Below are 24,403 nucleotides of genomic sequence, written 5' to 3'. Positions count from 1 at the left end.
GGCGAGTTCCGCGAACTCGCCCGCGTCCGCAACGCCGTCTACCGCGAGCTCACCGGCCGCACCGAGCAGGACCTCACACCCGAGGCGCTGCTGCCTCTGCTGCGTTCCCGCAAGGAGCGCACCACCGTGGTGTGGGCCGTCAGAGTCGGTGACGAGACGGTCGGCCGCGCCGTCGTCGACATCCCCCATGAGGAGGGATCGCGAGTGGCGATCGCGTCGATCGAGATCCATCCACGGGTCTGGGGGCGCGGGATCGGCACGGCCGTCGTGCCTCACATCGAGGCCGTCGCGCGGGAGCACGGTCGCACCGTCATCCAGAACTGGACGGAGCAGCCGGCGAGCGACGGTCCACGGCTCGAGGCACGCACCGGCTTCGGCAGTGTGCCGGATGACCACGTCGCACGATTCCTCACCCGTCACGGCTTCACCCTCGAGCAGGTGTACCGCGTGAGTCGTCTCGATGTCACAACCGAGACTCTCGATCGCGCGCGAGCACTGTACGAGGAGGCCCGCGCGTTCTCGACGGACTACCGCGTGGTCCAGTGGGGGCTTCCCACCCCGGCCGAGCACATCGACGGCTACGCGTGGCTGAAATCGCGCATGTCGACGGACGCTCCGTCAGGCGATCTCGAGACAGATGAGGAGGCCTGGGACGCCCGGCGTCTGATCGACGGCGAGAAGCGCATCGAGGAGATGGGCCAGACCATGCAGGTCACGGTCGCCCAGCACATCCCCACCGGTGAGCTGACCGCCTTCACTGAACTCGGAATCGGCCCGGACCTCACCGCGACCACGCACCAGCACGACACTCTCGTACTGGTCGAGCACCGTGGGCACCGCCTCGGGCAGCTCGTGAAGTGCGCCGCCCTTCTCGCCTGGGGCGATGTCGCTCCGCAATCCGGCGACGTGATCACGTACAACGCCGAGGAGAACCGCCCCATGCTCTCCATCAACGAAGCCATGGGCTTCACCGCCATCGCCTATGAAGGCGCCTGGAAGAGGGAACTGACATGACGACCATCGCGCTGACGATCTCTGCGCTGACCGTCCCGAAATCACTGGACGATGCCGACGGCGCGGACTTCCGCGCCTACGGGGACCTCAATCGCCAGATCTGCGATGAACTGGTCGGCCTGCCCGACATCGCGCCCGACGCCGCACAGCTGCTGGCCGGGTGGCAGGACAGCACCGACACCCTGCACACCGGGTTCGTCGCACGCCTCGGAGACGAGATCGTGGGGATGATCACGATCGACTACGCGCAGGAGGAGGACGCCCACGCGGCGGAAGTCGACCTGATGGTGCCGGAGCGTCACTGGGGACGCGGCGTCGAGGATGCCCTGCTCTCGCTTGCGGAGACGGAGGCACACGCGCACGGTCGCTCACTCGTGCAGATCTGGACGCTCCACCGACCGGTCGAGGGCGAGCGGATGATCGTTCCGCGAACCGGATGGGGTCGCATCCCTGCGATCCCGCTCTCCGACGCCCTCGAAGCGCGTGGTTACGAGTTCGAACAGGTCGAGCGCAACAGCGAATTCGATCTGCGCTCGGACCCCGCTCCCCTCCGCGAGGCGATGGAGACCGCGCAGACCGCGGCAGGACCCGACTATCGAGTGCTGCAGTGGCTCGCTCCGACGCCGCCCGAACACCGCGAGGGCTACGCGGCGATCCTCGCCCGTCTCTCGACGGATGCACCGAGCGGCGAGATGGACTTCGTCGCCGAGGTCTGGAACGCCGAGCGCGTCGTCCGACGCGAGAAGCGTCTCACCGGTGCCGGTCAGGCGCTGTCGGTCGTCGCGGTGCAGCACATCCCGACCGGTGACCTCGTCGCCTACAACGAACTCCTGATCGCGTCGGACCGCACGGGGGTGACGCATCAGCTCGGCACGCTCGTCTCGAGCGAGCACAGGGGGCACCGCCTCGGAGCACTCGTCAAGTGCGCCAATCTCCTGCACTGGCGCGAGCTGATGCCCCTCTCCCCGGTGGTCTCGACGTTCAACGCCGAGGAGAACCGTCCGATGCTCGGCATCAACGAGGCGATCGGGTTCACCGCGGTCTCCTACGCGGGTGCCTGGCAGAAGCGGATCTGACGGAGATCATCCGATCGGTGTATGCGGCTCGGCGGGGATCATCCGCCGGGCCGATGCACCGATCGGAGCCTCCCGCGAGGCTGGAAGCATGAACGCATCCGTCCTCGAAGCCCGATCCCTCACGAAGTCCTACGGCAGCACTCGCGCACTCGCCGGAGTGGATCTCGCCATCCATCGTGGCGAGTCCGTGGCGATCATGGGCGCATCCGGATCGGGGAAGACCACGCTCCTCCACGTGCTCGCTGGGATCATCACCCCCGACACCGGCACGGTGAGCTTCCAGCCCTCCACCGGCGGCCCGGTCGAGCTCGCCGGCCTCGGCGAATCCGCACGGTCGCGGCTGCGACGAGAGCGGTTCGGGTTCGTCTTCCAGCAGGGCCTGCTGATCCCCGAGCTCACCGCCGTGGAGAACGTCGCGCTGGCCTCGATGATCAACGGAGTGAAACGGGCGGATGCCGTGGCGCACGCGGCGTCATGGCTCGCCGCTCTCGGGCTCGCGGGCATGGAGGATCGACGGATCGGTGAGCTGTCGGGCGGGCAGGCGCAGCGCGTCGCAATCGCTCGCGCCCAGGCCACCGGCGCCGACCTCGTGTTCGCCGACGAGCCGACCGGCGCGCTGGATTCCCACACGTCGCAGGACGTGATGAACGCGCTACTCTGGTCGACCACCGGACAGGGCCGGACGCTGCTCGTCGTCACCCATGATCCGGAGGTCGCGGCGCGCTGCTCGAGAATCGTCTCGGTCCGCGACGGCCAGATCACGACGTCGGCGGTGCAGGCATGAACACGTCGGTGCTCGGTCTCCTGCTCCGCCCTGCCAAGGGGCAGACCGCTGTGATCGCCCTCCCCGCCACTGCCTTCGCGATCGTCACGGCTCTGGTGCTCACCGTCGTGGGCGGAGCGCAGTCGTTCTGGACCTGGACCGACGGCTACGGTCCTCTGTATCAAGCCCTCGCCGCCATCGCACTGGTGCTCCTGGTCGTCCCCCTCGCGAACCTTGGCGGTGCCGCGGCCCGGCTCTCCGCGCGCAGACGGGACGAGCGGTTGTCGACCCTCCGCCTTCTCGGCGTCACTCCGCTCGGGGTGAGCGTGGCCACCGTGATCGAGTCCGTCCTCGTCGCGGCCGTGGGTGCGCTCGTGGGGATCGTCGCGTATCTCGCGATCTCTCCCCTCATCGGACTCATCCCATTCCGTGGAGCGGCGCTCGGTCTCGACGCAGTGCTGCTGCCACCGGTCGGCGTCTTTGCGGTCGTCGGTGCAATCCTGCTCGTCGCCGCCGGCAGCGCCGCACTCGGACTCCGGAGGGTGATCATCTCGCCTCTCGGCGTGCGGCTTCGCACGACCACCTCGTCCGTGCACTGGTTCCGCGCGATCATCGGCGTCTCGGTGATAGCGATCGTCTTCGTCCTCGTGAAGATCTTCCCCTCGATCGCGGGCTTCACGACCACCATCGTCGTGCTGGCGGTCCTGTTCGCGGTCGCTCTGGCGATCCTCAATGTGATCGGCCCGTGGGTGCTCAAGGTCGTCGCATCCCGTCAGCTGCGGCGCGCCGAGAGGGCGGACCGGCTGCTCGCAGCGCGGATGGTGCTCGACTCTCCGAAAGCCGCATGGCGCCAAGTGAGTGGAATCGCGATGGCCAGCTTCATGGCGGTGTTCGCCGGAACCGGCGTCTCTCTGATGAACGTGATGGGCAGCGAGGGGCTCGACGGCGCGGATGCCGCTCTCGCGGTCGACATGCGCACCGGCCTTCTCATCACCCTCGTCGCCTCGTTCCTCATGGTCGCCGCATCGGTCGGAGTGAACCAGGCGGCATCGATACTGGATCAGCGCGACCTGCACCGGAGCCTGCACCACCTCGGGATGCCGCTGGAGACCGTCGACAGCGCACGGAGAAGGGCGATCATGTCGCCTCTGCTGATCACCGCACTCGGTTCGGCGCTCTGCGCTGCGGTGCTGGTCTTCCCGCTGCTGGGCATCGCTCTCATCACCGCACCCGAGTCGCTGCTGACGATCGCGGTCGTCGTGAGTGTGGGCATCGCCGTGGTCTGGACGAGCACCCGTGTCACCAGGCCGCTGCTCGCGCAGTCCTTCCACGCGGCCTGAGAGCACGGTCGGTCAGCGCCGGCGCTGGCACCGGGGGCAGTAGTGACTCGATCGGTTCATGAACGCCTCACGCCTGATGAGTCCACCGCACCGAGGGCACGGCTGCCCGCCACGACCGTAGGCGTTGAGCGAGTGCGCGAAGTAGCCCGCCTGGCCGTTCACGTTCACGTACTGGGCATCGAAGCTGGTGCCGCCCTCGGCGAGAGCCTTGGCGAGGACCGTTCGGACCTCGATGAGGAGGCGTTTCGCCGCCTGCGCGGAGAGCGAGCTCGCCGGCGTCTCCGGATGGATGCGCGCCGCCCAGAGCGACTCGTCGGCATAGATGTTGCCGACGCCGCTGATGACCTGCTGGTCGAGGAGCACCCGCTTGATCGCACTCCCGCGCCGCAGCAGCGCGAGGAGGAACCCGGTGTCGTCGAAGTGGGGGTCCATCGGGTCGCGAGCGATGTGCGCGACCTGAGTGGGCACCGGAGTCGGCCCGTCGAGCACGAGTCGGTCGACCGCGAGTGACCCGAACGTACGCTGGTCGGCGAAGACGATCGCGAGCTCACCGTGACGAGGATGCTCGATGTTCATCCGGATCCGCTCGTGCCGCTCTGCTGGGGCATCCGCAGCGCGGAGCAGCATCTGACCGCTCATCCCGAGGTGGGCGATCAGAGCGGCGCCATCGGAATCGAGCGGAAGCCAGAGGAACTTGCCTCGACGGGAGGCATCGGTGAAGCTGCGCCCTTCGAGACGGGCGACGAAGTCGGCAGGCCCCGCAGCATGGCGCGTCAGCGCGCGCTCGTCGAGGACGGTGACCGCCGTGACGACGGAACCGATCGCGGCGGGAGCGAGTCCCACACGGACGACCTCGACCTCAGGGAGCTCAGGCACGCTCGTTGAGGAAGCGCCAGGCGCTGAGCGCCGCCGCCATCTCGGCCGTCTTCTTACTGCTGCCTTTGCCGGTCATCGCGAGGTCGCCGACCGCGACGGTGGCGACGAAACGGCGATCGTGGTCGGGGCCGCTCGCCTCGATCGAATATGCGGGCGGAGTCGCTCCGAGTTTCGCGGCCAGCTCCTGAAGACTCGTCTTGGGGTCCATGGCAGCGCCGTACCGCTCGGGGTCGGCGAGCAACGGCTCGGTCAGTCGCAGCACGAGGTCGGTGGCGGCATCGGGACCTGCCGACAGGTAGGTCGCGCCGATCACCGCCTCCATCGTGTCCGCGAGGATCGAGTCCTTGTTGCGGCCGCCGGTCTGCTCTTCTCCGCGTCCCAGCAGCAGATGGCTGCCCAGATCGAGGCCTCGAGCGACTTCCGCGAGAGCGACCGTCGACACGACGCTCGCGCGTCGTTTGGCGAGTTCGCCCTCGTCGAGACCGGGATGGGTCGTGAAGAGCATCACGGTCACGGCCTGGCCGAGAACGGAGTCTCCGAGGAACTCGAGGCGTTCGTTATGCGGGATCCCGCCGTGCTCGTACGCGTAGGAGCGATGGGTGAGTGCCAACTCCAGAAGCTCCGCGTCGATATCGACGCGGAGCTTCTCTGGGAGAGGTCTCGTCCCCCCAGGGACCTTCGTCACAGTCGTGAAGTCGCGACTCAGACGTCGGCGACCTTGCGGCCCTTGTACTCGAGGAACAGCTCGGTGCCCTGCGAGTCGGTGACGACCTTCGCCTGGTGGGGACGGCTGTAGACGACCTGTCCGTTCTCGATCGTCTTGACGAGCGCGACGGGCGCCGCCTTCCACTGCGCACGGCGCGAGCGGGTGTTCGAACGGGATACCTTGCGCTTCGGGGGGTTACCAGCCATGACTAGCTCTCTTCTTTCTCGACGGCACGAGATTCTTCCGTGCCGTCTTGGTCTGTGATGTTCTGGAGCGCACTCCACCGAGGATCGATGGGAGCGGCCTGCTCCGTTCCGGTGCTCGCGGTCAGTCTCTCGCCCGTTTCCGGGTCGAGCCCGGGGCAATCCGGCTGACACACCGGCTGAAATGGAAGCGACAACACGGCCGCATCCCTGACTAGAGTTTCAAGATCCACGTGGTCGTCTTGAACCTCGAAGTCAGTTTCTTCCTCACCAGGATACGCGAAAAGCTCCTGGAACTCGACTTCGACGGGCCGGGCGATGTCGATCAGGCATCTTCCGCACACTCCGGAGTACTCCGCGTCGGCCGTTCCGGACACGAGGATGCCCTCGTGAACCGACTCCAGACGCACATCCAGGTCGAACTCGGATCCTGCTTCATACGCCACGATCCCCTCTCCCCACGCTTCGCGCAGGGTCACGGAGAACTCATGCTCGCGCATCTCGCCGGGCTTGCGGACGATGTCGCGGACGGGGAGGACGAAAGGGCCACTCATTCGGGAACGCACCCCGCAATGGTACCGGCTCTGCATCGTGCGGGGCTGGTTCCTCGCTGTGCGCGATGACTCGACCGGGAAGGTCAGATGCCGCGCGACCCCGTATCGAGGAATGCCGCGACCGCAGGCGGGACGAACGGTGAGACATCGCCGCCGAGCCCCGCGACCTGACGCACCAGCGAGCTCGACACCAGCGCATGCGCGGGATCGGGCAGCAGGAAGACGGTCTCGATGTCGGCGAGGTGACGGTTGACGATCGCCATCGGCGATTCGTAGGCGACGTCGATCTGCGACCGGATCCCCTTGACCAGGACCCCTGCACCGACGTCTCGCGCGTAGTCGACCAGCAGGCCCATGCTCCAGGAGCCCACGACGACGTTGTCGCCGATGCCCTCTTCGGCGATCGACTGCTCGATCAGCGACATCCGCTGCGCGATCGGCAGCATCGCCTCTTTGCCCGGGTTGTGCACGACGAGCACATGGAGCTCGTCATACAGCTTGGCCGCGCGACGGATGACGTCGAGGTGGCCAAGGGTCGGCGGGTCGAAGGAACCCGGGACGACGGCGATCCGGCTGCTCATGCCACCAGCCTAGGGCACGTCGTCTGCAGGTCAGTTCTTCGCCAGAGCCGCACGATCGTCGTCGCTCACCCGTCGCTCGATCGCCGATCGGAGGCCGGCATTCGCCTCGAGATCCGGATCTGCGGCGAGGATCCCCTCGGCCAGTTCGCGCGCCCTGACGATCAGACCGGAGTCCTTCACCACGCGGAGCAGCTTGAGGGAGGAGCGGACACCTGCCTGGGCGGAACCGAGCACGTCGCCTTCACCGCGCAGATCGAGATCGACTTCGGCCAGGGCGAAGCCATCGAGGGTGGCAGCCACCGCATCGACCCGGTCGCGTGCGACGGACCCGGCTTCGGCCTCGGTGACCAGCAGACACAGGCCGGGGACTCCGCCTCGTCCGACACGGCCACGCAACTGGTGCAGCTGCGACACTCCGAATCGATCGGCGTCGAGCACGATCATCGTCGAGGCGTTGGGAACGTCCACTCCGACCTCGATCACCGTCGTCGCGATCAGCAGGTCGATCTCGCCGCGGGCGAAGGCCTGCATGATCGCATCCTTCTCGTCCGACGGCATGCGACCGTGCAGGACCGCCCTTCGCAGAGCACCCAGCTTCGGGTGCGTCTCGAGCGCCTCATCGAGCTGCACAACGCCCCACCGGGGACCGGATGCGCCCTCGGGCTGGACGAGCGGCTGCTCGCCCGCCTCCGCCGTCTTCTTCGTCGTATCGATCGCGGCGCACACTGCGAACACCTGGCGTCCCTGGGCGATCTCCTCGGCCGCGCGCTCCCACACCCTGTTGAACCATCCCGGGTGCTCGGCCAACGGAGCGACGAAAGACTCGATTCCCGCTCGCCCCTTCGGCATCGTCCGGATCACCGAGGTGTCGAGGTCGCCGAAAACGGTCATGGCCACGGTGCGCGGGATCGGTGTCGCGGTGAGCACGAGCGCATGCGGGCTCGACCCCTTGGCCCGCAGCGCCTCACGCTGCTCGACTCCGAACCGGTGCTGCTCGTCGACGACGACGAGACCGAGGTCGGCGAAGGTCGTCTTCTCTCCGAGCAGCGCATGGGTGCCGACGACGATCAGCGCCTGCCCTGACGCCACTCGGAGCGCGGCCTTGCGGCGCTCAGCCGCCGGCATCTGGCCCGTCAACAGCGTCGGCATGACCAGCGGGCCCAGCTGCGGTCCGAGCATCTTCGCGATCGACCGCAGGTGCTGCCCTGCGAGCACCTCGGTGGGCGCGATGAGAGCAGCCTGTCCCCCGGACTCGGCGACCTGCAGCATCGCCCGCAGCGCGACCAGTGTCTTTCCCGAGCCGACCTCGCCCTGCACGAGCCGGTTCATCGGCCAGGATCCGACGAGGTCCGCGGCGACCTGCGCTCCGACCGTCTGCTGGTCCGGGGTGAGTTCGTAAGGCAGCGAGGCGTCGAAGCGTTCGAGCAGCCCGCCGGGCGTGGCCGGTCGAGCCGTGGCCGAGAGCGCCCTGACGGCATCGCGTTGCTGCAGGAGCGCCGTCTGCAGCGTGAGCGCCTCGTGCATGCGCAGCGTGCGGACAGCCGGATCGATGTCGTTGCGCGTCTGAGGACGGTGGATCTGCTCGAGCGCCTCGCGCGCCGTCAACAGCTCCTCCCTGGTGCGGACCTCGGCGGTCAGCGGCTCAGGCACCTCTCCGAGTCCGTCGAGCACGCGCGTGATGAACTTCGCGACCTGCCAGGTCTGCAGGCTCGCCGTGGCCGGGTAGATGGGTATCAGCACGGCCGCCCGAGCATCGGCCCGACGCCGTGCCGCATCCTCGTCATCGAAGAGCTCGTATTCGGGGTGCGCGAACTGCGTCATGCCGTTGAACTCGCCGACCTTGCCCGAGAAGACGCCTCGGCGCCCGACGGCCAGGTCTTCCGAACGCCACTTGGCTGCCCCCAGGTTCTTCGCGAAAAAGGTGAGGGACATCTTGCCGATGCCGTCGCCGATCACGACGTCGACCATGGCGCCCCGGCGATTGCGCATGGCCCTGGCACTGGAGGACAGCACCTCGGCGACGATCGTCACCGTCTCACCGAGAGGGAGTTCGCGGATCGGGGTCAGCTCGCCAGGATCGGCGTACCGCCGCGGATAGTGCGAGAGCAGATCGCCGACGGTCTTCATGCGGAACGCCCTGTCGAGGGTCTTCGCCGGGGTGACGCCGAGCGCCTCCTCCAGAGACGAATCGAGCGTGAGCGACATGCTCCGAGTCTAGAAGGCCGCACGGACACGGCGTGCGCCGCAGCTGTCGTATCGTGAACGGGTGACGAGGATCATCGCCGGCAAGGCACGAGGAGCGCGACTCGACGTGCCGCACACGGGCACACGACCGACCAGCGACCGCGTGCGCGAGTCCCTCTTCGGAGCGCTGGAGTCGATGGATGCGATCGCCGGAGCGCGCGTCCTCGACCTCTACGCCGGATCGGGCGCGCTCGGTCTGGAGACTCTCAGCCGCGGAGCGGTGAGTGCCGATCTCGTCGAGAAGGGTCGTGAGGCGGCAGCCGTCGTGCGCCGTAATGCCGCCGTGCTCGCCAAAGCCGGTCTGCCCACCGCCCGAGTGCATCAGAGTGCGGTGCGAGCCTTTCTGCAGCATGCGACGGGGCCGTACGACCTCGTGTTCTCCGACCCGCCCTACGACATCGACGACGACGCGATGACCGCCGACCTCGTGGCTCTCGCTCCGCTGCTCTCCCCCGACGCCCTGGTCGTCATCGAGCGGGCGCGACGCTCCACGCCGCCCGATCTCGTCGCGGCAGGACTCGACCTGATCCGTGAGAAGACGTACGGCGACACAGCGCTGTGGTGGGCTGAGCCCGCACAGTCCGCAGACGGCGCTCAGCCCGACGTCGAGTCCCAGTCTCTATAGGGATCCCAGCCGGACACATCGGCGGGATCACCGTCGACCAGCAGATCATGGTCGCCCCTGGGGGTGACCGCACCGATGATCCGGAAACCCGGGGGCAGCACCCCCGGCGGGAACGTCGCGAGCAGGGCGTGATCCTCGCCCCCGGCGAGGGCACGCAGCGGGTCTCCGCCCAGCGAAGCGCCGTCCAGGGCGATCGTGACCTCGGATGCCGCAGCCATCCGCCGCGCATCGAGAGCGAGCCCGTCGGAGATGTCCATCATCGCGGTGGCGCCGGCCGTGGCGGCGAAAGGGCCGAGACCGATGGGCGGTGACGGCCTCAACTGCGCATCGAGGGCGGCTCTCTCTCCCGCTGCCAGTGCGTCCGCATCCACCGGCACCGGTTTCTCTCCGTCGCGGAACCTGCCGAAGAGCACCGAGAGTCCGCGAGCTGCGTGGCCGAGCTCTCCCGCGACCGCCACGACATCGCCGATGCGCGCTCCGGAGCGGGTCACGGGCTGCCGTCCTTCGAGGTCGCCGAGCGCCGTGACGGCGACGGTGAGCACGTCGGACACTGTGAGATCGCCTCCGACGACCGCGCACCCGGGAGCGAGAGCGGCGCACGCCTCGCGGAACCCGTCGGCGAGCCGTTCGATGAAAGAGAGCCTCAGGTCGCGAGGAACCGCCAGCGCCACGAGCAGAGCCGTCGGTCGCGCCCCCATCGCTGCGATATCGGCGAGGTTCACCGCGGCGGCCTTCCAGCCGAGGTCGTACCCCGACGACCACGCGAGTCGGAAGTCGGGTCCGTGCACGAGCGTGTCCGTCGTCGCGACCACGGAACCCGACGGGGCCGCGATCACCGCCGCGTCGTCTCCCGGGCCGATCAGCGTGTGCGTGGCCTGCGCGGTCCGCGCGAGGATCGCTCCGAGGATCTCCCCCTCGGACAGGTCGCCGAGGGTCGGATCGTCATCGCGAGGTCGGGAGGGCATGCAGTCAAAGGTAGCCTGGAAGCATGCCCCGTTCTCGCCGTCTCGCCGTCGTCGCGGGCTCGCTGGCCCTCGTCGCGGCTCTCTCCGGATGCTCCACCACCGTCCATCTGGAACCGGCAGACGACGCGAACGATCCCGCGTGCGCCGAGGTGTCCGTCCTGCTCCCGGATGCCGTCGGGGACCTCGACCGCGTCTGGACCGACGCCCAGGCGACCGGGGCGTGGGGAGATCCGACCGTGGTGCTCCGCTGCGGCGTCGAGCCCCCAGCGCCGTCCACCGAGGTGTGCACCACGATCGGCAGCGTCGACTGGCTCGTCCTCGACCAGGAGGAGGAGCGTCAGCGTCTGGTGACCTACGGTCGCGACCCCGCGGTCGAGGTGATCATCCGGCGCGGTGAGGAGATCGACTTCCGCACCGTCGTCGAGAGTCTCTCCACCAGCATCCAGTCCGGTCTCGAACCCGCCACCGCGCGCTGCACGGACCGGGTTCCCACGGCCGACGAGTCCGACGAGGGCTGAGCGGACTCCACCCGGCGAACCGACGACGCGCAGAGCATGCCGCTCAGGCACTGCCGAGAGGCCCCTAGACTCGCCGCATGAACACCGACCCCGCACGCAGAACCTCCGTCGTCGCAGCGATCCTGGTCGGGGCGGGGGCGCTGCTGAACAGCTTCATCAGCTATCTCACCCTGTTGTGGGGGCTTCCGAACGTCCCCCGCGTGTTCATCCTGCAAGATCCCATCGGCTTCGCGCTGCGACCGAACGCGCAGCCCATGGCCCTCGTCGCGATGTTCGTCGCACTCCTCGCCCTGACAGGACTGACGTGGATCTTCGTCCGGTCCGTCACTCGTGCTTCGCTGCCGGGCCGAGGCGCCGCGGTCTTCTTCGGCACCTGGGGTGCTGTGATCGTCGCGGCCGCCATCGCCGGGGCCGCACGCGCGCCGCTCGTGGTCATCGCGCTGAGGCTCCCCACGGAGCAGGCGGAGTACGCGATGACGCAGTACTACCAGATCGCGACGGCAGGTGTGTCGTGGGGACTCACCTGGGGCTGGCTGGCCGCGCTCATCGTCGCCCTGATCCATCGAGCGGCGCCCGCTCCGACAGCGCTCGACCGGACCGCACAGGTCGCAGCGACCGACCACTCGACGACGGGGTCCTACGCGTACCCGCCGCAAGCGGGCCCGGCTGCGCCGACGAACGGCACGTACCCGCCGCAGCCCCCGCACGCAGGCTAGTCGACGCCTATCCGCAAGCGGCGGAGTCCCGCCTCGATCAGCTCGGAGATCAGGTCTCCGTAGCTGAGGCCAGACGCGACCCAGCACTTCGGGAACATCGAGATCGGCGTGAACCCCGGCATGGTGTTCAGCTCGTTGACGACGAGTTCTCCGGAGGGCGTGAGGAACATGTCCACGCGGGCGAGGCCACGACCGTCCACGGCCTCGAACGCGCGGATCGCGGCGTCCTGGATCGCGGCGATCTCGGACTCCTCGAGCTCGGCGGGGCAGACCACATCCACACCGTCGCCACCGAGGTACTTGCCCTCGAAGTCATAGAATCCGCGCGAGGTGAGCACGATCTCGCCCGGGAGCGATGCACGCACGCCGTCTGCGCCCTCGAGCACAGCGACCTCGATCTCGCGGCCGACCACGCCGGTCTCGATCAGGACCTTGTCGTCCTCGGCGAAAGCGATCGCAAGAGCGGCATCGAGCTCGTCAGGCTGTTCGACCTTCGAGACGCCGACACTCGACCCTGCTCTTGCGGGCTTGACGAACAGGGGCAGTCCGAGCTCCGCGGCGGCAGCCCGGACGGCGGCCGCGTCCTGCGCCCACTGCCGCGCACGAACCGTCAGTCCGGCAGCCACGGAGAGCCCAGCGGCACGCAGCGCGATCTTCATGAAGTGCTTGTCCATGCACAGAGCCGAGTCGAGCACGCCACCGCCGGCGTAGGGAACCTCGAGCGTGTCGAAGTACCCCTGGATCGTGCCGTCCTCGCCGTGCGGACCGTGCAGGATCGGCAGCACGATGTCGATCTCGCCGAAGGTCTCGGTTCCGCCGTCGGGACGCACCACACGCAGGGTCCGGTCTCCGCCGGGCTCGGGCCAGAGCACGCGGGATCCGTTGTCCGCCACCTCGGGAAGATGCGCGGCATCCAGCGGGAACTTCGCCGGGTCGTCGTCTTCGAGAACGAATGCACCCTCACGGGTGATCCCCACAGGGATCACCGCGTAGCGGTCGCGATCAATCGCGCCCAGCACTCCGCCCGCCGTTGCGGAACTGATCGAATGCTCGCTGGAGCGCCCTCCGAAGAGCACCACCACCGTCTGCTTGTCCATGGTTGGTCCTCTCACCCTGAGGGGTGTCGTCGTCCGTCGTCAGGTGGGGTGCGATGTCGCGCGGGTTCATCTTCCCGTCGAGCACCATCTTCACCTGTTCGACGATGGGCATGTCCACCTCGGATTCGCGGGCGAGCTGCAGCACCGGCGCGACGGACGCGAGTCCCTCAGCGGTCTGCTGCATCTGCTTCACGACGTCCTGGAAGCTGTATCCCTGGCCGAGCAGGCGCCCGGCGGTGTTGTTTCGGCTGAGCGGCGACTGGCAGGTCGCGATCAGGTCGCCGAGGCCCGCGAGACCCTGCAGGGTCTCGGGGTGGGCGCCGTTCGCGACCGCGAAGTCCGTCATCTCGACGAGACCGCGCGTGATGATCGACGCCTTCGTGTTCTCGCCGTATCCGACGCCGTCGACGATTCCGATCGCGACGGCGATGAGGTTCTTCAGCACCCCGCCGAACTCCGTGCCGATCACGTCGGTGTTCACGAAGGTGCGGAAGTAGCTGTTGCGAGCAGCCCTGGCGACCTCTTCGGCCGTCTCCTGGCTGCGGGAGGAGATCACGGCGGCGGTCGGCTGCTCACGGGCGATCTCGAGAGCGAGGTTCGGGCCGGATGCCACGGCGATACGGTCGGGGTCGCAGCGCAGCTCCTGTTCGATCACCTGGCTCATGCGGAGCCCGGTGGTGCGCTCGACGCCCTTCATGAGGCTGACGATCTTGGCATCGTTGTCGGCCAGCAGCGGACGCAGGGCTTTCAGGTTCTCTCGCAGCGACTGGCTCGGCACCGAGAGGTAGACCTGGTCGACGTCACGCAGTGCGATCGCCAGCTCATGCGTCGCCGCCATCGTGCGCGGCAGATTGATGCCGGGCAGATAGCGGGAGTTGCGCTTGGCCTCGTCGATCTCGTGGGCGAGTTCGGCGCGGCGAGCCCACATAGTGACCTGCGCCCCACCGTCGGCGAGGATCTTTCCGAACGTGGTGCCCCAGCTGCCGGCACCGATCACCGCGACGCGTGGTCCTGCGGGAGCGTTGCGCTTAGGAGTCAAGGCGGCCCGTCTCCTTCTGTCCGTGGGTCGAGGGGTTCCAGCGCTCGGCGGGCGCCTTCTCGTCTCTCAGATCTTCGAGAAGCGCCGTGATCGCGTTCATCAGTCGGTTCGTCGCCTCGTTCAGCGCCGATGCCTCGCCTGCCCGTCCCCGAAGGTCGGAGACGTCGACGGGATCACCGATGATGACATCGACGGGCTTGCGCAACGGCCAGAGGCTCAGCCCCTTCTGGTAGCGACCCATGATCTCCTGGGTGCCCCAGTGGGCCATCGGGATCAGGGGGATGCCGTCGGTGAGAGCGAGCCGGACGGCGCCGGACTTGCCCCGCATCGGCCAGAGATCGGGATCGCGGGTCAGTGTGCCTTCCGGGTACACGATCACGCCCCGCCCGTGTTCGACGAGCTCGGCGGACTGTTTCAACGTCTGCTTCGCAGCCGAAGCGGACGACGAACGTGCCACCGGGATCATCCCCGTGCGACGGAGGATCCACCCGAGCACGGGCACCGTGAAGAGGCTCTCCTTGGCCATGAAGCGTGGAGCCCGACCGATGCGCCACACCGCGAGAGCGACCACGAGCGGATCGAACTCCGAGTAATGGTTCGGTGCGAGCACGTATGCACCGTCACGGGGGAGCTTCTCAGCCCCCGTGATCCGCACCTTCGCCACCAGCGAGATCAAGGGCACGGCGATCGCAGCGACAGGCCAGAAGAAGCTCGGTCGCGTGGTCTCCGTCGAGCGGGAACCCATCGGCGTCACCGGATGACGTCGAAGTCGGCGCCCACGGCATCGAGCTTGGCGAGGAACTTCTCGTACCCGCGGCTGAGGATGTCGACTCCGGACACCCTCGACTCGCCCTCAGCTGTCAGCGCCGCGATCACGTGGCTGTACCCGCCGCGGAGGTCCGGCACGACGATGTCTGCGGCGTGCAGCGGGGTGGGTCCGGTGATGACCGCGGCCTGCTCGAGGTCCCGGCGCGGAACGCGACGGGCTCCGTCCTGCAGTCCGCGGGGGTGCACGACGATGTCCGCGCCCATCTTGACGAGCGCCTCGGTGAAGCCCAGACGGTTCTCGTAGACCGTCTCGTGCACGACCGAACGGCCCTTGGCCTGAGTGAGCGCCACGACGAGAGGCTGCTGCCAGTCGGTCATGAATCCGGGGTGCACGTCGGTCTCGACGATGACCGGCTTGAGCTCGCCGTCGCGACGGAACAGAATCCCATCCTCCTGGATGTCGAACCATCCGCCGGCCTTGCGGAACACGTTGAGGAACGTGAGCATCTCCTGCTGCTTCGCCCCGCCCACGAAGATCTCGCCGTCCGTGGCGAGTGCGGCGGACGCCCAGGATGCGGCTTCGTTGCGGTCGAAGATCGAGCGGTGGTCGTATCCACGAAGCGTCTCGACGCCCTCGATGAGGATGACGCGGTTCGGCTCGTACGAGATGATCGCGCCCATCTTCTGCAGCACCGCGATCAGGTCCATGATCTCGGGTTCGATGGCGGCGTTGCGAAGCTCCGTGGTGCCCTCGGCGCGGACGGCGGTGAGCAGCACCTGCTCGGTCGCTCCGACGCTCGGGTACGGGAGGTGGATGTTCGCGCCGTGCAGTCGGGCCCCACCGGTCGAGAGGCGGATCCCACTGGGCAGCTTCTCGACGATGGCGCCGAACTTGCGGAGCGCATCCAGGTGGAAGTCGATGGGACGGTCGCCGATGCGGCATCCGCCCAGGTCGGGGATGAACGCCTGACCGAGACGGTGCAGCAGAGGTCCGCAGAAGAGGATCGGGATGCGGGACGCGCCGGCGTGGGCGTCGATCTCCTCGAAGTGAGCGGACTCGACGTCGCTCGGGTCGAAGACGAGTGCACCGGGCTCATCGCCGTCGGAGACGCGCACGCCGTGGACCTCGAGCAGCGAGCGGACGACCGCGACGTCGCTGATGGCCGGGACGTCGCGCAGCACGCTGACGGTCTCGCCGAGCAGGGAGGCCACCATCGCCTTGGTCGCGAGGTTCTTAGCGCCCTTGACGTCGACGCGGCCGCGCAGCGGGCGCCCTCCGCGAATGGCGAGGACGTCTCCGGTGAGTGGGGGAACTCCGTCCGGAAGAGCGTCGCGCACAGGTGTCGTCATTCGGAGCCTCACTTCATTCAACGGAATTCGGGGCGGGGTCGCCCTCGGCTCCCCCGCCCCGCCGTTCACTGCTGAACGGGAAGGGTCAGGGGCCGCCACGACTCGCGACGGGCCTCGAACTGCGCGATCTTGTCTTCGTTGCGCAGCGTGAGCCCGATGTCATCGAGCCCTTCGAGGAGCCGCCATCTAGTGTAATCGTCGATCCCGATGTCAGCCTGGATCTCACCGATCGACGCGGTGCGCGCCTCGAGGTCGACGGTGATGGATGCCCCGGGATTCCGGTCGATCTCGGCCCAGATCCGCTCGAGATCCTCTTCAGAGATCGTCGCAGCGAGGAGTCCCTGCTTGCCCGAGTTGCCCCGGAAGATGTCCGCGAAACGCGGGCTCAGGACCACCGAGAAGCCGAAGTCGCGCAGCGCCCAGACGGCATGCTCGCGGCTCGACCCGGTGCCGAAATCGGGGCCTGCGACGAGGACGGAAGCGCCCTGGAAGACGGGCTGGTTGAGCACGAACTCCGGATCCTGGCGCCAGCCGTGGAACAGCGCGTCCTCGAATCCGGTCTTCGTGACCCGCTTGAGGAACACCGCGGGGATGATCTGGTCGGTGTCGACGTTCGATCGCTTCAGCGGAGCGGCGATACCCGTGTGTGTGGTGAACTTCTCCATGGTCAGACCTCCGCCATCTCGTTCAGGTCGCTGGGGCTCGAGAGCGTGCCGCGGATCGCGGTCGCCGCAGCGACCAGCGGGGACACCAGGTGCGTGCGCCCGCCCTTGCCCTGTCGGCCCTCGAAGTTGCGGTTGGAGGTCGACGCGCAGCGCTCCCCCGGAGCGAGCTGGTCGGGGTTCATCCCGAGACACATCGAGCAGCCGGCGAATCGCCACTCGGCGCCGAAGTCCTTGATGATCTTGTCGAGCCCTTCGGCCTCGGCCTCCAACCGCACACGGGCGGAGCCGGGAACGACCATGACACGGACGCCGTCGGCTTTCTTCTTGCCTTCGACGATCGATGCGAAGGCGCGGAGGTCCTCGATGCGGCTGTTCGTGCACGAGCCCATGAAGACCGCGTCGACGGGAACCTCTTTGAGAGGCGTGCCCGGTGTCAGATCCATGTACTCGAGGGCCCGCTCGGCTGCCGCGCGCTCGTTCGGGTCGACGATCTCGGCGGGGTCGGGGACGGCGGCCGAGAGGGAGCTGCCCTGACCAGGGTTGGTTCCCCAGGTCACGAACGGCTCGAGCTCGTCGGCGTCGATGAAGACCTCGGCGTCGAACGTCGCCCCCTCGTCGGTGGGGAGCGTGCGCCAGTACGCGACGGCCTCGTCCCAGTCCTGACCCTTGGGGGCGTGCGGACGCCCCTTCAGGTACTCGAAGGTCGTCTCGTCGGGGGCGACCATGCCTGCGCGGGCGCCGGCCTCGATCGACATGTTGCAGATGGTCATCCGGCCCTCCATCGACAGCGCACGGATCGCACTGCCGCGGAACTCGAGGACGTAGCCCTGACCGCCACCGGTGGTGATCTTCGCGATGACCGCGAGGATGATGTCCTTCGCCGTGACACCGGGACGCAGGGTTCCTTCGACGTTGATCGCCATCGTCTTGAACGGCTTCAGCGGCAGCGTCTGGGTGGCCATCACGTGCTCGACCTCGCTCGTGCCGATGCCGAACGCCATGGCCCCGAAAGCGCCGTGGGTGGACGTGTGCGAGTCACCGCAGACCACGGTGATTCCCGGCATCGTGAGCCCGAGCTGCGGGCCGACGACGTGCACGATTCCCTGCTCGGCGTCGCCGAGCGAGTGCAGACGCACGCCGAACTCCGCGGCGTTGCGGCGCAGCGTTTCGATCTGCGTGCGACTGGTGAGGTCCGCGATGGGCTTGTCGATGTCCCAGGTCGGGGTGTTGTGGTCTTCGGTGGCGATCGTGAGATCGAGCCGACGCAGGGGGCGACCTTCGGAACGAAGGCCGTCGAAGGCCTGCGGGCTCGTCACCTCGTGCACGAGGTGCAAATCGATGTAGATGAGGTCCGGCTCGCCGTTCTCGCCCTTGACGACGAGGTGGTCGTCCCAGACCTTCTCGGCGAGGGTCCTGCGGCGTGCGGGAGCAGTGTCTGCTGCGGGCATGTTCATTGCGTGTCTCCTGAAGCTGGCGGTTCGGCCCACGATGGACTCCGCGACGAGGAGGGGCTCAGAACGAGGTCTCGTCGCGGCCGCTAAGAAGGAGCACGATCCGCATGACGTCAGATTACCACCGCTTCAGCGCGCCGAGTCGCCGCGTGACACGCTACTGTCACCCGCACCTTCGAGAGGCACCCGCATGACCGACGACACCACCGGCTTCGCCACCAGGGCCGTCCACGCCGCGAGGAATCAGGGTGCCGCATCGTCTCGGGCGACTCCCATCTATCTGACCGCGGGCTTCGAGTTCGACGATTTCGATCACGCGGCGAACCACTTCGGAACCGGTGCAGGCTTCGGCTACACGCGCACAGGCAATCCCACGATCCATGCCGTCGAACGCCAGCTCGCCGCGCTCGAGTCCGGAGCGGACGCGGTTCTCGTCGCCAGTGGCCAGGCAGCGGTCGTCACCGCACTCCTGACGGTGGCAGGAGCAGGCGACCACATCGTCTCGTCCACGCATATCTACGAGGGCACCCGCGGGCTCCTGCTCGACAATCTCGCCCGCCTCGGCATCGACGCCACGTTCATCGACGACATCGGCGACCCCGAGGCATGGCGACACGCCATCCGCCCGAACACCAGAGCGCTGTTCGCCGAGTCGATCGCGAACGCCCGCAACGACATCCTCGACATCGCCGCCGTGAGCGCCGTCGCAGACGACGCGGCGATCCCACTCATCGTCGACAACACCCTCGCCACGCCCTTCCTCGTGCGTCCTCTGGAGCACGGTGCCGCGATCGTGGTGCACTCAGCCTCGAAGTTCCTCGCCGGCCACGGCTCCGTCCTCGGCGGCGTCATCGTCGACGACGGACGCTTCGACGCCGAGAAGGCTGGCCACAACGCACCGCACCTCGTGCTCCCCGGGCGCGGGGGTCTTCCGAGCGTCGCCTCCCGGCACGGCGGCAAGGCCCGCATCGCCTATGCGCGCGAATCCGTGGCACCGCGCTTCGGGGCGTCGCCGTCTCCTCTCAACGCCTTCCTGATCGGGCAGGGCGCCGAGACGCTCGGCCTGCGGGTCGAGCGCCAGTCCCGCAACGCTCTCCAGGTCGCACGGTGGCTGGCGGCACAGGATGCCGTCGAGAGCGTCGACTACGTGGGCCTCGAGACCCACCCCGATCACGCGATCGCCCAGAAGTACCTGCACGGCGGCCACGGCTCGATCTTCACGTTCACGCTCCGCGGCGGACTCGACGCGGCGCGCGACTTCGTCGAGAGCGTCGACGTCTTCACACACATGACCCACATCGGCGATGTGCGCTCGCTCGTGTTGCATCCCGGGACGACGAGCCACGCGCACCGCACGCAGGAGGAGCGGGACCTCCTGGGCGTCAGGCCCGGGACTCTGCGCCTCTCGATCGGGATCGAGGACGTCGCCGACCTCATCTCGGATCTCACCCGTGTGCTCGAGCCCGCACGGGAGGCCGTCGTATGAGCAGGCCCCAGCACTTCGGCTGGTTCCTGGCGCGCGGCTTCGGACCGCAGGGCTGGGGATACCCGTCGCTGGACTGGGACTATGACTGGACCCGTCCCGAGATCTACCAGGAGGCCGCTCGGACACTCGAGCAGGCCGGGTTCGACCTCGTCATCATCGAGGATGCGCCCTCTCTCGGATCCGTCGAGACGATCGACCTGCGTGTGCGGCACGCGTTCGGCGGCCCGAAGCACGATCCGCTCCTCCTCGCTCCCTATCTCTTCCAGGCAACCCGCCATCTCGGGGTCGTGCCGACCGTCAACCCCGCGGCATACCTCCCCTATACCGCGGCACGACAGTTCTCGACGCTGCAGCACCTCAGCGAGCACCGGCTCGGGCTCAACGTCGTCACCGACACCGGAAGCGCGCGCCATTTCTCCGCCGCGGACCAGCTCGGCCACGACGCCGCCTACGACCGCGCCGAGGAGTGGCTCGACGGCATCCGATCGCTCTGGCGCAGCTGGGCCGAGGGCGCGCTCGTGCAGGACCGCGAGACGGGGGTGTTCGCCGACGGATCCAAGCTGCACGCCGTCAGGCACCGCGGCGAGCACTTCGCGTTCGACGGCCCCCTGAACGCCGTCCCCTTCACCGGTGGCGAACCGGCGATCGTCTCCCCCGGCGGCTCGGGCCGCGGACTCGGATTCGCGGGCGCCAACTCCGACGTGCAGCTCGCACTCGCGCCGCTGGACGAGACCTCGGTCCGCGCCTATCGGGCGAAGATCCATGAGGCGGCGATCGCTGCGGGCCGCTCCCCCGCCGACATCACCATCCTGTTCGCGATCCAGCCGGTCATCACGGCGTCGCCGGAAGAGGCGGATCGCATCGTCGCCGCATCCGCCCATCCCGACGACGCGGCCCTGATGCAGATCGCTCGCAAGCAGTCGAGCGATCTCGAGACAGATCTGACGGCGCTCGACCTCGATCGACCGCTCGACCGGTCGATCTTCGGAGAGCACGTCTCTCAGGGCAGCATCCGGCGGCTGATCGGCGACCGCGGCGACGATGCCCCGCTGCGCACGCATCTTACGGCTCTCGCCCGCACCGGGAGAATCGCCGACCGGTCAGGGTTCGTCGGAACGGCTGAGGAGTTCGCCGACCTCGTCGAGGAACTCGGCGACTGGGGCAACGACGGCGTGCTCCTGTGGGGCGACTTCCATCCCGTGTCGCTGCACCGCACGCTCGACGAGCTCGTGCCGGTACTGCGACGCCGCGGGATCCTGCGCCGTGAGTACGTCGACGGCGGACTGCAGGCGAATCTGCGCGCGTTCTGAGCGAACGGCGCCAGCGCATCGACTACCAGCCCATGGAGCCGGGCACGCCCTTGAACGGCCCGACGACCGAGGACGTCACCCACCCTCCGTAGAATCCGCCCGGTTGCGGGACGACGGTCTCGCCCCCGACCGTGCACTCGTCCATCGGGCCTGCATAGACTGCGACCCGATCCGCCAGCACCTCGAACCCGGCGGTGGGATTCGGATAGTTCCAGGCCGCTCCCGCAGCCACGAGGGATCCGCCGCGCACGTCGAAATACCGGGCAGCTCCCTTGAACTCGCAGAACGACGAGCCAGGGGCATCCGCGAGCGCTCCGTCGACGAAGTCGGCGATCGGCAGGTAGAACACGGGGGGATGACTCGTCTCGAGCACCCGAACCGCATCGTGTGTGTCGGCGATGAGTTCGCCGCCCAGTCGGATGGTCACATGCTCGGGCACCCGCTCGACCCTCGGCGGACGAGGATAGTCCCACACGGATTCCTGTCCGGGAGCAGGGGTGATCGGGTCGGGTCTGCGCATATCCTCACTGTACGGCGCTGTCCATCGCTCGGCGCCGCTCATCGATCGATGCTGTTCAGACGAGAGCGTGCGGTGTTGACTGAGGCCATGGTCGCTCTCCCCATGTTCCCGCTCGGCTCGGTGCTCTTTCCTCACACGCCGCTGCTGCTCCGGGTGTTCGAACCGCGGTATCTGACGATGATCGGACAGCTCCTCGATCAGGACGATCCGCAGTTCGGCGTCGTGCTCATCGACCGCGGTCACGAGGTCGGCGGCGGTGATCGCCGAAGCAGCATCGGCACGACGGCCAGGCTCGCCACCGTCTCGGCGGATGCCGACGTGCTGCACATCGTCGCCATCGGAACCGACCGCTTCACGGTCGAGCAGTGGATGGACGACGAGCCCTACCCCCGCGCCGAGGTCTCGCCGCTGTCGGAGCTGATCTGGAACGACGCGCTCGCCCCGCTGCGCACCGAAGCCGAGGCGATCGTGCGGCGCGTCCTCGCCCGTGTCGAGGGGCCGTGGGATCCCGAGACAGAGCTGTCGGACGACCCGCTCGCGGCGTCGTGGCAGCTCGCCGCCATCGCGCCGCTCGGAGAGTACGACCGGCACGTGCTGCTGAGGTCGACGACCGTCGGCGCACTGCTGCGTCAGGTCATCGACCTCACACTCGAGGCCGAGTTGCTCTGGTCGGCTGAGTGAGGGGCTCCGCTCCTACTCGACGATCGCCGCCTTCTTCGCAGACGACTTCTCGCGCGACGCAGCGATGAGGCTCGCCACGGTCGCGACCGTCATCGACACGACGATGACGCCGAGAGAGACGAGGTTGTCGATTTCGGGCACCCACTCGACGTGCTGACCGCCGTTGATGAACGGCAGCTCGTTCTCATGCAGCGCGTGCAGGATGAGCTTGATGCCGATGAATCCGAGGATCACCGCGATGCCGTAGTGCAGGTAGCGCAGGCGATCGAGCAGGTCGCCCAGCAGGAAGTAGAGCTGACGGAGACCCATCAGGGCGAAGATGTTCGCCGCGAAGACGAGGAATCCGTTGGTCGTGATCTCGAAGATCGCGGGGATGGAATCGATCGCGAAGATCAGGTCGGTGACGCCGATCGTGATGAACACGATGACCATCGGCGTCCACATGCGCTTGCCGTCGACGGTCGTACGGAGCCTGGCGCCGTCGTAGGTCTCGCTGATGTCGATACGGCGGCGCAGCAGACGCACGATGAAGTTCTCACGCTTGATGTCGTCTTCGTGCTCCCCCTCTGGCATCGCCTGCTTGATCGCGGTGTAGATGAGGAAGGCGCCGAAGATGTAGAAGATCGGCGAGAAGTGCTCGATCACGGCCACACCCACCAGGATGAACGCTCCGCGCAGGACAAGCGCGATGATGATGCCGAACATCAGCACCTGCTGCTGCAGGCGCCGCGGCACGGCGAACTGCGCCATGATGAGCACGAACACGAACAGATTGTCGATCGAGAGGCTGTACTCCAGCGCCCATCCGGTGATGAAGTCCCCTGCGTTGCGCCACCCCGCCACGTTCCCCAGAACCACCGCGAAGAGGAGTGCGAGGCCGACGTAGAACACGACCCACAGCGTCGACTCCTTCGTCGACGGGATGTGCGGACGGAGTCGGATCAGGAGCAGGTCGCCGATCAGGATGATCGTGAGCACGATCATCGAGGTGATCTCGAACCAGACAGGAATTTCCACGGGTGCTCTGCACCTTTCGGGAGGGGTCGGAAAAAGGCCGAAAGTCTCTCCCACGCATGGAATGCGTCGCACGACCGGAGCAGCGGTGACGGTGCTCGTGATGACGGTGGATGCGCTTGCGGGATACTCCCTCTCGCGTCACCGATTGTAGCGGAGCGAAGGCGGCATGGTGGAATGGTGGCGTGACCGCGACTCCCCCCTCTTCCACTGCAGAACACGGCCTCGCTCCCCTCGACACTCCGCCCCGCAATCCGTGGGCGCGGTCGATCGGATCGCTCATCTTCGTCAGCCGCTGGTTGCAGGCCCCTCTGTACATCGGCCTCATCGTCGCCCAGCTCGTCTACGTCGTCGTCTTCATGGTGGAGCTCTGGCATCTGATCGAAGGTGTCATCGGCGACATCTCGCATCTCGACGAGGCGGTCATCATGCTCGCCGTGCTCGGCCTGATCGACGTCGTGATGATCGCGAACCTGCTCATCATGGTCATCATCGGCGGTTACGAGACGTTCGTCTCGCGCATCAACGTCGACGGTCACCCCGACCAGCCCGAGTGGCTCTCGCACGTCAACGCCAACGTGCTCAAGGTCAAGCTCGCGATGGCCATCATCGGCATCTCCTCAATCCATCTGCTCAAGACGTTCATCGAGGTCGGCGGCATGAGCGAGAGCGGGATCAGCACGGACGGCGAGAAGTACACCCCGACCGGCGTCCTGTGGCAGGTCGTCATCCACATGGTGTTCATCGTCTCGGCCGTCGCGCTGGCGTGGATCGACCGCATGTCGCAGCAGACGCTCGCGAAGGCGCACGCCGCCCCCGCACACTGATCTGAGACGATGGG

General features: G+C 67.7%; 26 protein-coding genes. 11 read left to right on the top strand and 15 right to left on the bottom strand.

All coding sequences use genetic code 11. From position 1 onward, the window contains the following. The 4 genes from RQG77_RS03525 to RQG77_RS03510 all read left to right on the top strand — a co-directional run. Positions 1–1,014, top strand: a 1,014-nt coding sequence (locus RQG77_RS03525; RefSeq protein ID WP_311243448.1) for a GNAT family N-acetyltransferase, incomplete at its 5' end; no start/stop codon positions are given. Continuing rightward, positions 1,011–2,090, top strand: coding sequence for a GNAT family N-acetyltransferase (locus RQG77_RS03520; protein ID WP_311243447.1), 1,080 nt, complete (start codon positions 1,011–1,013; stop codon positions 2,088–2,090). The genes RQG77_RS03525 and RQG77_RS03520, both read left to right, overlap by 4 nt. Positions 2,091–2,178: 88 nt before the next feature. After that, complete coding sequence (locus RQG77_RS03515; RefSeq protein ID WP_311243446.1) at positions 2,179–2,874, top strand: ABC transporter ATP-binding protein; 696 nt, start codon at positions 2,179–2,181, stop codon at positions 2,872–2,874. Then, complete coding sequence (locus tag RQG77_RS03510) at positions 2,871–4,193, top strand: permease (protein ID WP_311243445.1); 1,323 nt, start codon at positions 2,871–2,873, stop codon at positions 4,191–4,193. The genes RQG77_RS03515 and RQG77_RS03510 overlap by 4 nt, the downstream gene beginning before the upstream one ends. A gap of 12 nt (positions 4,194–4,205) precedes the next feature. Here RQG77_RS03510 and mutM read toward each other — a convergent pair whose 3' ends face one another. The 6 genes from mutM to RQG77_RS03480 form a co-directional block, all read right to left on the bottom strand. Then, positions 4,206–5,069 carry a bifunctional DNA-formamidopyrimidine glycosylase/DNA-(apurinic or apyrimidinic site) lyase gene (gene mutM / locus RQG77_RS03505; RefSeq protein ID WP_311243444.1) on the bottom strand — a complete coding sequence of 288 codons (864 nt, stop codon included), beginning with the start codon at positions 5,067–5,069 and terminating at the stop codon, positions 4,206–4,208. After that, positions 5,062–5,754 carry a ribonuclease III gene (gene rnc, locus RQG77_RS03500; protein ID WP_311243443.1) on the bottom strand — a complete coding sequence of 231 codons (693 nt, stop codon included), beginning with the start codon at positions 5,752–5,754 and terminating at the stop codon, positions 5,062–5,064. Before rnc ends, mutM begins: the two co-directional genes overlap by 8 nt. Before the next feature lie 17 nt (positions 5,755–5,771). Further along, positions 5,772–5,981: a 50S ribosomal protein L32 gene (gene rpmF / locus RQG77_RS03495; RefSeq protein ID WP_017830754.1), complete on the bottom strand. Its 210-nt coding sequence runs from the start codon at positions 5,979–5,981 to the stop codon at positions 5,772–5,774. A 2-nt stretch (positions 5,982–5,983) separates the two neighbouring features. Then, positions 5,984–6,532, bottom strand: coding sequence for a DUF177 domain-containing protein (locus RQG77_RS03490; protein WP_311243472.1), 549 nt, complete (start codon positions 6,530–6,532; stop codon positions 5,984–5,986). Between the two features lie 83 nt (positions 6,533–6,615). Continuing rightward, positions 6,616–7,113 (bottom strand): pantetheine-phosphate adenylyltransferase, encoded by a 498-nt coding sequence (gene coaD / locus RQG77_RS03485; RefSeq protein ID WP_259159297.1) that lies wholly within the window; start codon positions 7,111–7,113, stop codon positions 6,616–6,618. Between the two features lie 30 nt (positions 7,114–7,143). After that, positions 7,144–9,318 carry an ATP-dependent DNA helicase RecG gene (locus tag RQG77_RS03480; protein WP_311243442.1) on the bottom strand — a complete coding sequence of 725 codons (2,175 nt, stop codon included), beginning with the start codon at positions 9,316–9,318 and terminating at the stop codon, positions 7,144–7,146. 61 nt (positions 9,319–9,379) lie between these two features. On the opposite strand from RQG77_RS03480, the gene rsmD reads away from it, so the two are divergent. Continuing rightward, a complete protein-coding gene (gene rsmD / locus RQG77_RS03475) occupies positions 9,380–9,982 on the top strand; it encodes a 16S rRNA (guanine(966)-N(2))-methyltransferase RsmD (protein ID WP_311243441.1) in 603 nt (200 codons plus the stop codon). Here rsmD and thiL read toward each other — a convergent pair. Then, positions 9,952–10,947: a thiamine-phosphate kinase gene (gene thiL / locus RQG77_RS03470; RefSeq protein ID WP_311243440.1), complete on the bottom strand. Its 996-nt coding sequence runs from the start codon at positions 10,945–10,947 to the stop codon at positions 9,952–9,954. The two genes, rsmD and thiL, sit on opposite strands and share 31 nt — an antisense overlap. A gap of 23 nt (positions 10,948–10,970) precedes the next feature. Between thiL and RQG77_RS03465 the strand changes: the two genes are divergently transcribed. Both RQG77_RS03465 and RQG77_RS03460 read left to right on the top strand, forming a co-directional pair. Then, entirely contained in the window at positions 10,971–11,465 is a 495-nt protein-coding gene (locus RQG77_RS03465; protein WP_311243439.1) for a DUF3515 family protein, read from the top strand. Between the two features lie 77 nt (positions 11,466–11,542). Continuing rightward, positions 11,543–12,181, top strand: coding sequence for a hypothetical protein (locus RQG77_RS03460; RefSeq protein WP_311243438.1), 639 nt, complete (start codon positions 11,543–11,545; stop codon positions 12,179–12,181). Here RQG77_RS03460 and RQG77_RS03455 read toward each other — a convergent pair. The 6 genes from RQG77_RS03455 to leuC form a co-directional block, all read right to left on the bottom strand. After that, positions 12,178–13,278 (bottom strand): D-alanine--D-alanine ligase family protein, encoded by a 1,101-nt coding sequence (locus RQG77_RS03455; protein ID WP_311243437.1) that lies wholly within the window; start codon positions 13,276–13,278, stop codon positions 12,178–12,180. The two genes, RQG77_RS03460 and RQG77_RS03455, sit on opposite strands and share 4 nt — an antisense overlap. Continuing rightward, positions 13,184–14,317, bottom strand: a complete 1,134-nt coding sequence (locus RQG77_RS03450; RefSeq protein ID WP_311243436.1) for an NAD(P)H-dependent glycerol-3-phosphate dehydrogenase — start codon at positions 14,315–14,317, stop codon at positions 13,184–13,186. The genes RQG77_RS03455 and RQG77_RS03450 overlap by 95 nt, the downstream gene beginning before the upstream one ends. Continuing rightward, positions 14,307–14,927, bottom strand: coding sequence for a lysophospholipid acyltransferase family protein (locus tag RQG77_RS03445; protein WP_311243435.1), 621 nt, complete (start codon positions 14,925–14,927; stop codon positions 14,307–14,309). The genes RQG77_RS03450 and RQG77_RS03445 overlap by 11 nt, the downstream gene beginning before the upstream one ends. Positions 14,928–15,067: 140 nt before the next feature. Beyond that, on the bottom strand, positions 15,068–16,435 hold the full coding sequence (gene murA, locus RQG77_RS03440; RefSeq protein WP_056307987.1) for a UDP-N-acetylglucosamine 1-carboxyvinyltransferase: 1,368 nt from the start codon (positions 16,433–16,435) through the stop codon (positions 15,068–15,070). Positions 16,436–16,500: 65 nt separating this feature from the next. Then, complete coding sequence (leuD, locus tag RQG77_RS03435) at positions 16,501–17,100, bottom strand: 3-isopropylmalate dehydratase small subunit (protein ID WP_311243434.1); 600 nt, start codon at positions 17,098–17,100, stop codon at positions 16,501–16,503. Between the two features lie 2 nt (positions 17,101–17,102). After that, positions 17,103–18,554: a 3-isopropylmalate dehydratase large subunit gene (leuC, locus tag RQG77_RS03430; protein ID WP_311243433.1), complete on the bottom strand. Its 1,452-nt coding sequence runs from the start codon at positions 18,552–18,554 to the stop codon at positions 17,103–17,105. Between the two features lie 187 nt (positions 18,555–18,741). Between leuC and RQG77_RS03425 the strand changes: the two genes are divergently transcribed. Next, complete coding sequence (locus RQG77_RS03425; protein ID WP_311243432.1) at positions 18,742–20,037, top strand: PLP-dependent transferase; 1,296 nt, start codon at positions 18,742–18,744, stop codon at positions 20,035–20,037. Continuing rightward, positions 20,034–21,347, top strand: a complete 1,314-nt coding sequence (locus RQG77_RS03420; RefSeq protein ID WP_311243431.1) for an LLM class flavin-dependent oxidoreductase — start codon at positions 20,034–20,036, stop codon at positions 21,345–21,347. Before RQG77_RS03425 ends, RQG77_RS03420 begins: the two co-directional genes overlap by 4 nt. A gap of 22 nt (positions 21,348–21,369) precedes the next feature. Here RQG77_RS03420 and RQG77_RS03415 read toward each other — a convergent pair whose 3' ends face one another. Further along, on the bottom strand, positions 21,370–21,867 hold the full coding sequence (locus RQG77_RS03415; RefSeq protein ID WP_311243430.1) for a DUF427 domain-containing protein: 498 nt from the start codon (positions 21,865–21,867) through the stop codon (positions 21,370–21,372). 87 nt (positions 21,868–21,954) lie between these two features. On the opposite strand from RQG77_RS03415, the gene RQG77_RS03410 reads away from it, so the two are divergent. Next, positions 21,955–22,548: an LON peptidase substrate-binding domain-containing protein gene (locus RQG77_RS03410; protein ID WP_311243429.1), complete on the top strand. Its 594-nt coding sequence runs from the start codon at positions 21,955–21,957 to the stop codon at positions 22,546–22,548. 12 nt (positions 22,549–22,560) lie between these two features. Here RQG77_RS03410 and RQG77_RS03405 read toward each other — a convergent pair whose 3' ends face one another. Next, positions 22,561–23,565 carry a TerC/Alx family metal homeostasis membrane protein gene (locus tag RQG77_RS03405; RefSeq protein ID WP_311243428.1) on the bottom strand — a complete coding sequence of 335 codons (1,005 nt, stop codon included), beginning with the start codon at positions 23,563–23,565 and terminating at the stop codon, positions 22,561–22,563. Between the two features lie 182 nt (positions 23,566–23,747). On the opposite strand from RQG77_RS03405, the gene RQG77_RS03400 reads away from it, so the two are divergent. After that, positions 23,748–24,389 (top strand): TIGR00645 family protein, encoded by a 642-nt coding sequence (locus RQG77_RS03400; protein ID WP_311243427.1) that lies wholly within the window; start codon positions 23,748–23,750, stop codon positions 24,387–24,389. Positions 24,390–24,403: the final 14 nt, after the last annotated feature.

The organism is Microbacterium sp. WCS2018Hpa-23 (genome assembly GCF_031843845.1).
Lineage (GTDB): Bacteria > Actinomycetota > Actinomycetes > Actinomycetales > Microbacteriaceae > Microbacterium.
The sequence above is the reverse complement of the archived record's forward strand: the minus strand, read 5'-3'. Positions and strand labels throughout refer to the sequence as shown.

Bases quoted from the DNA above. Each gene is read 5' to 3' on its own strand.
- RQG77_RS03520 (WP_311243447.1), top strand. From the start codon at position 1,011: ATGACGACCATCGCGCTGACGATCTCTGCGCTGACCGTCCCGAAATCA.
- RQG77_RS03515 (WP_311243446.1), top strand. From the start codon at position 2,179: ATGAACGCATCCGTCCTCGAAGCCCGATCCCTCACGAAGTCCTACGGC.
- RQG77_RS03510 (WP_311243445.1), top strand. From the start codon at position 2,871: ATGAACACGTCGGTGCTCGGTCTCCTGCTCCGCCCTGCCAAGGGGCAG.
- rpmF (WP_017830754.1), bottom strand. From the start codon at position 5,981: ATGGCTGGTAACCCCCCGAAGCGCAAGGTATCCCGTTCGAACACCCGC.
- RQG77_RS03490 (WP_311243472.1), bottom strand. From the start codon at position 6,532: ATGAGTGGCCCTTTCGTCCTCCCCGTCCGCGACATCGTCCGCAAGCCC.
- coaD (WP_259159297.1), bottom strand. From the start codon at position 7,113: ATGAGCAGCCGGATCGCCGTCGTCCCGGGTTCCTTCGACCCGCCGACC.
- RQG77_RS03480 (WP_311243442.1), bottom strand. From the start codon at position 9,318: ATGTCGCTCACGCTCGATTCGTCTCTGGAGGAGGCGCTCGGCGTCACC.
- thiL (WP_311243440.1), bottom strand. From the start codon at position 10,947: ATGCCCTCCCGACCTCGCGATGACGATCCGACCCTCGGCGACCTGTCC.
- RQG77_RS03465 (WP_311243439.1), top strand. From the start codon at position 10,971: ATGCCCCGTTCTCGCCGTCTCGCCGTCGTCGCGGGCTCGCTGGCCCTC.
- RQG77_RS03460 (WP_311243438.1), top strand. From the start codon at position 11,543: ATGAACACCGACCCCGCACGCAGAACCTCCGTCGTCGCAGCGATCCTG.
- RQG77_RS03455 (WP_311243437.1), bottom strand. From the start codon at position 13,278: ATGGACAAGCAGACGGTGGTGGTGCTCTTCGGAGGGCGCTCCAGCGAG.
- murA (WP_056307987.1), bottom strand. From the start codon at position 16,435: ATGACGACACCTGTGCGCGACGCTCTTCCGGACGGAGTTCCCCCACTC.
- leuD (WP_311243434.1), bottom strand. From the start codon at position 17,100: ATGGAGAAGTTCACCACACACACGGGTATCGCCGCTCCGCTGAAGCGA.
- leuC (WP_311243433.1), bottom strand. From the start codon at position 18,554: ATGAACATGCCCGCAGCAGACACTGCTCCCGCACGCCGCAGGACCCTC.
- RQG77_RS03425 (WP_311243432.1), top strand. From the start codon at position 18,742: ATGACCGACGACACCACCGGCTTCGCCACCAGGGCCGTCCACGCCGCG.
- RQG77_RS03420 (WP_311243431.1), top strand. From the start codon at position 20,034: ATGAGCAGGCCCCAGCACTTCGGCTGGTTCCTGGCGCGCGGCTTCGGA.
- RQG77_RS03415 (WP_311243430.1), bottom strand. From the start codon at position 21,867: ATGCGCAGACCCGACCCGATCACCCCTGCTCCCGGACAGGAATCCGTG.
- RQG77_RS03410 (WP_311243429.1), top strand. From the start codon at position 21,955: ATGGTCGCTCTCCCCATGTTCCCGCTCGGCTCGGTGCTCTTTCCTCAC.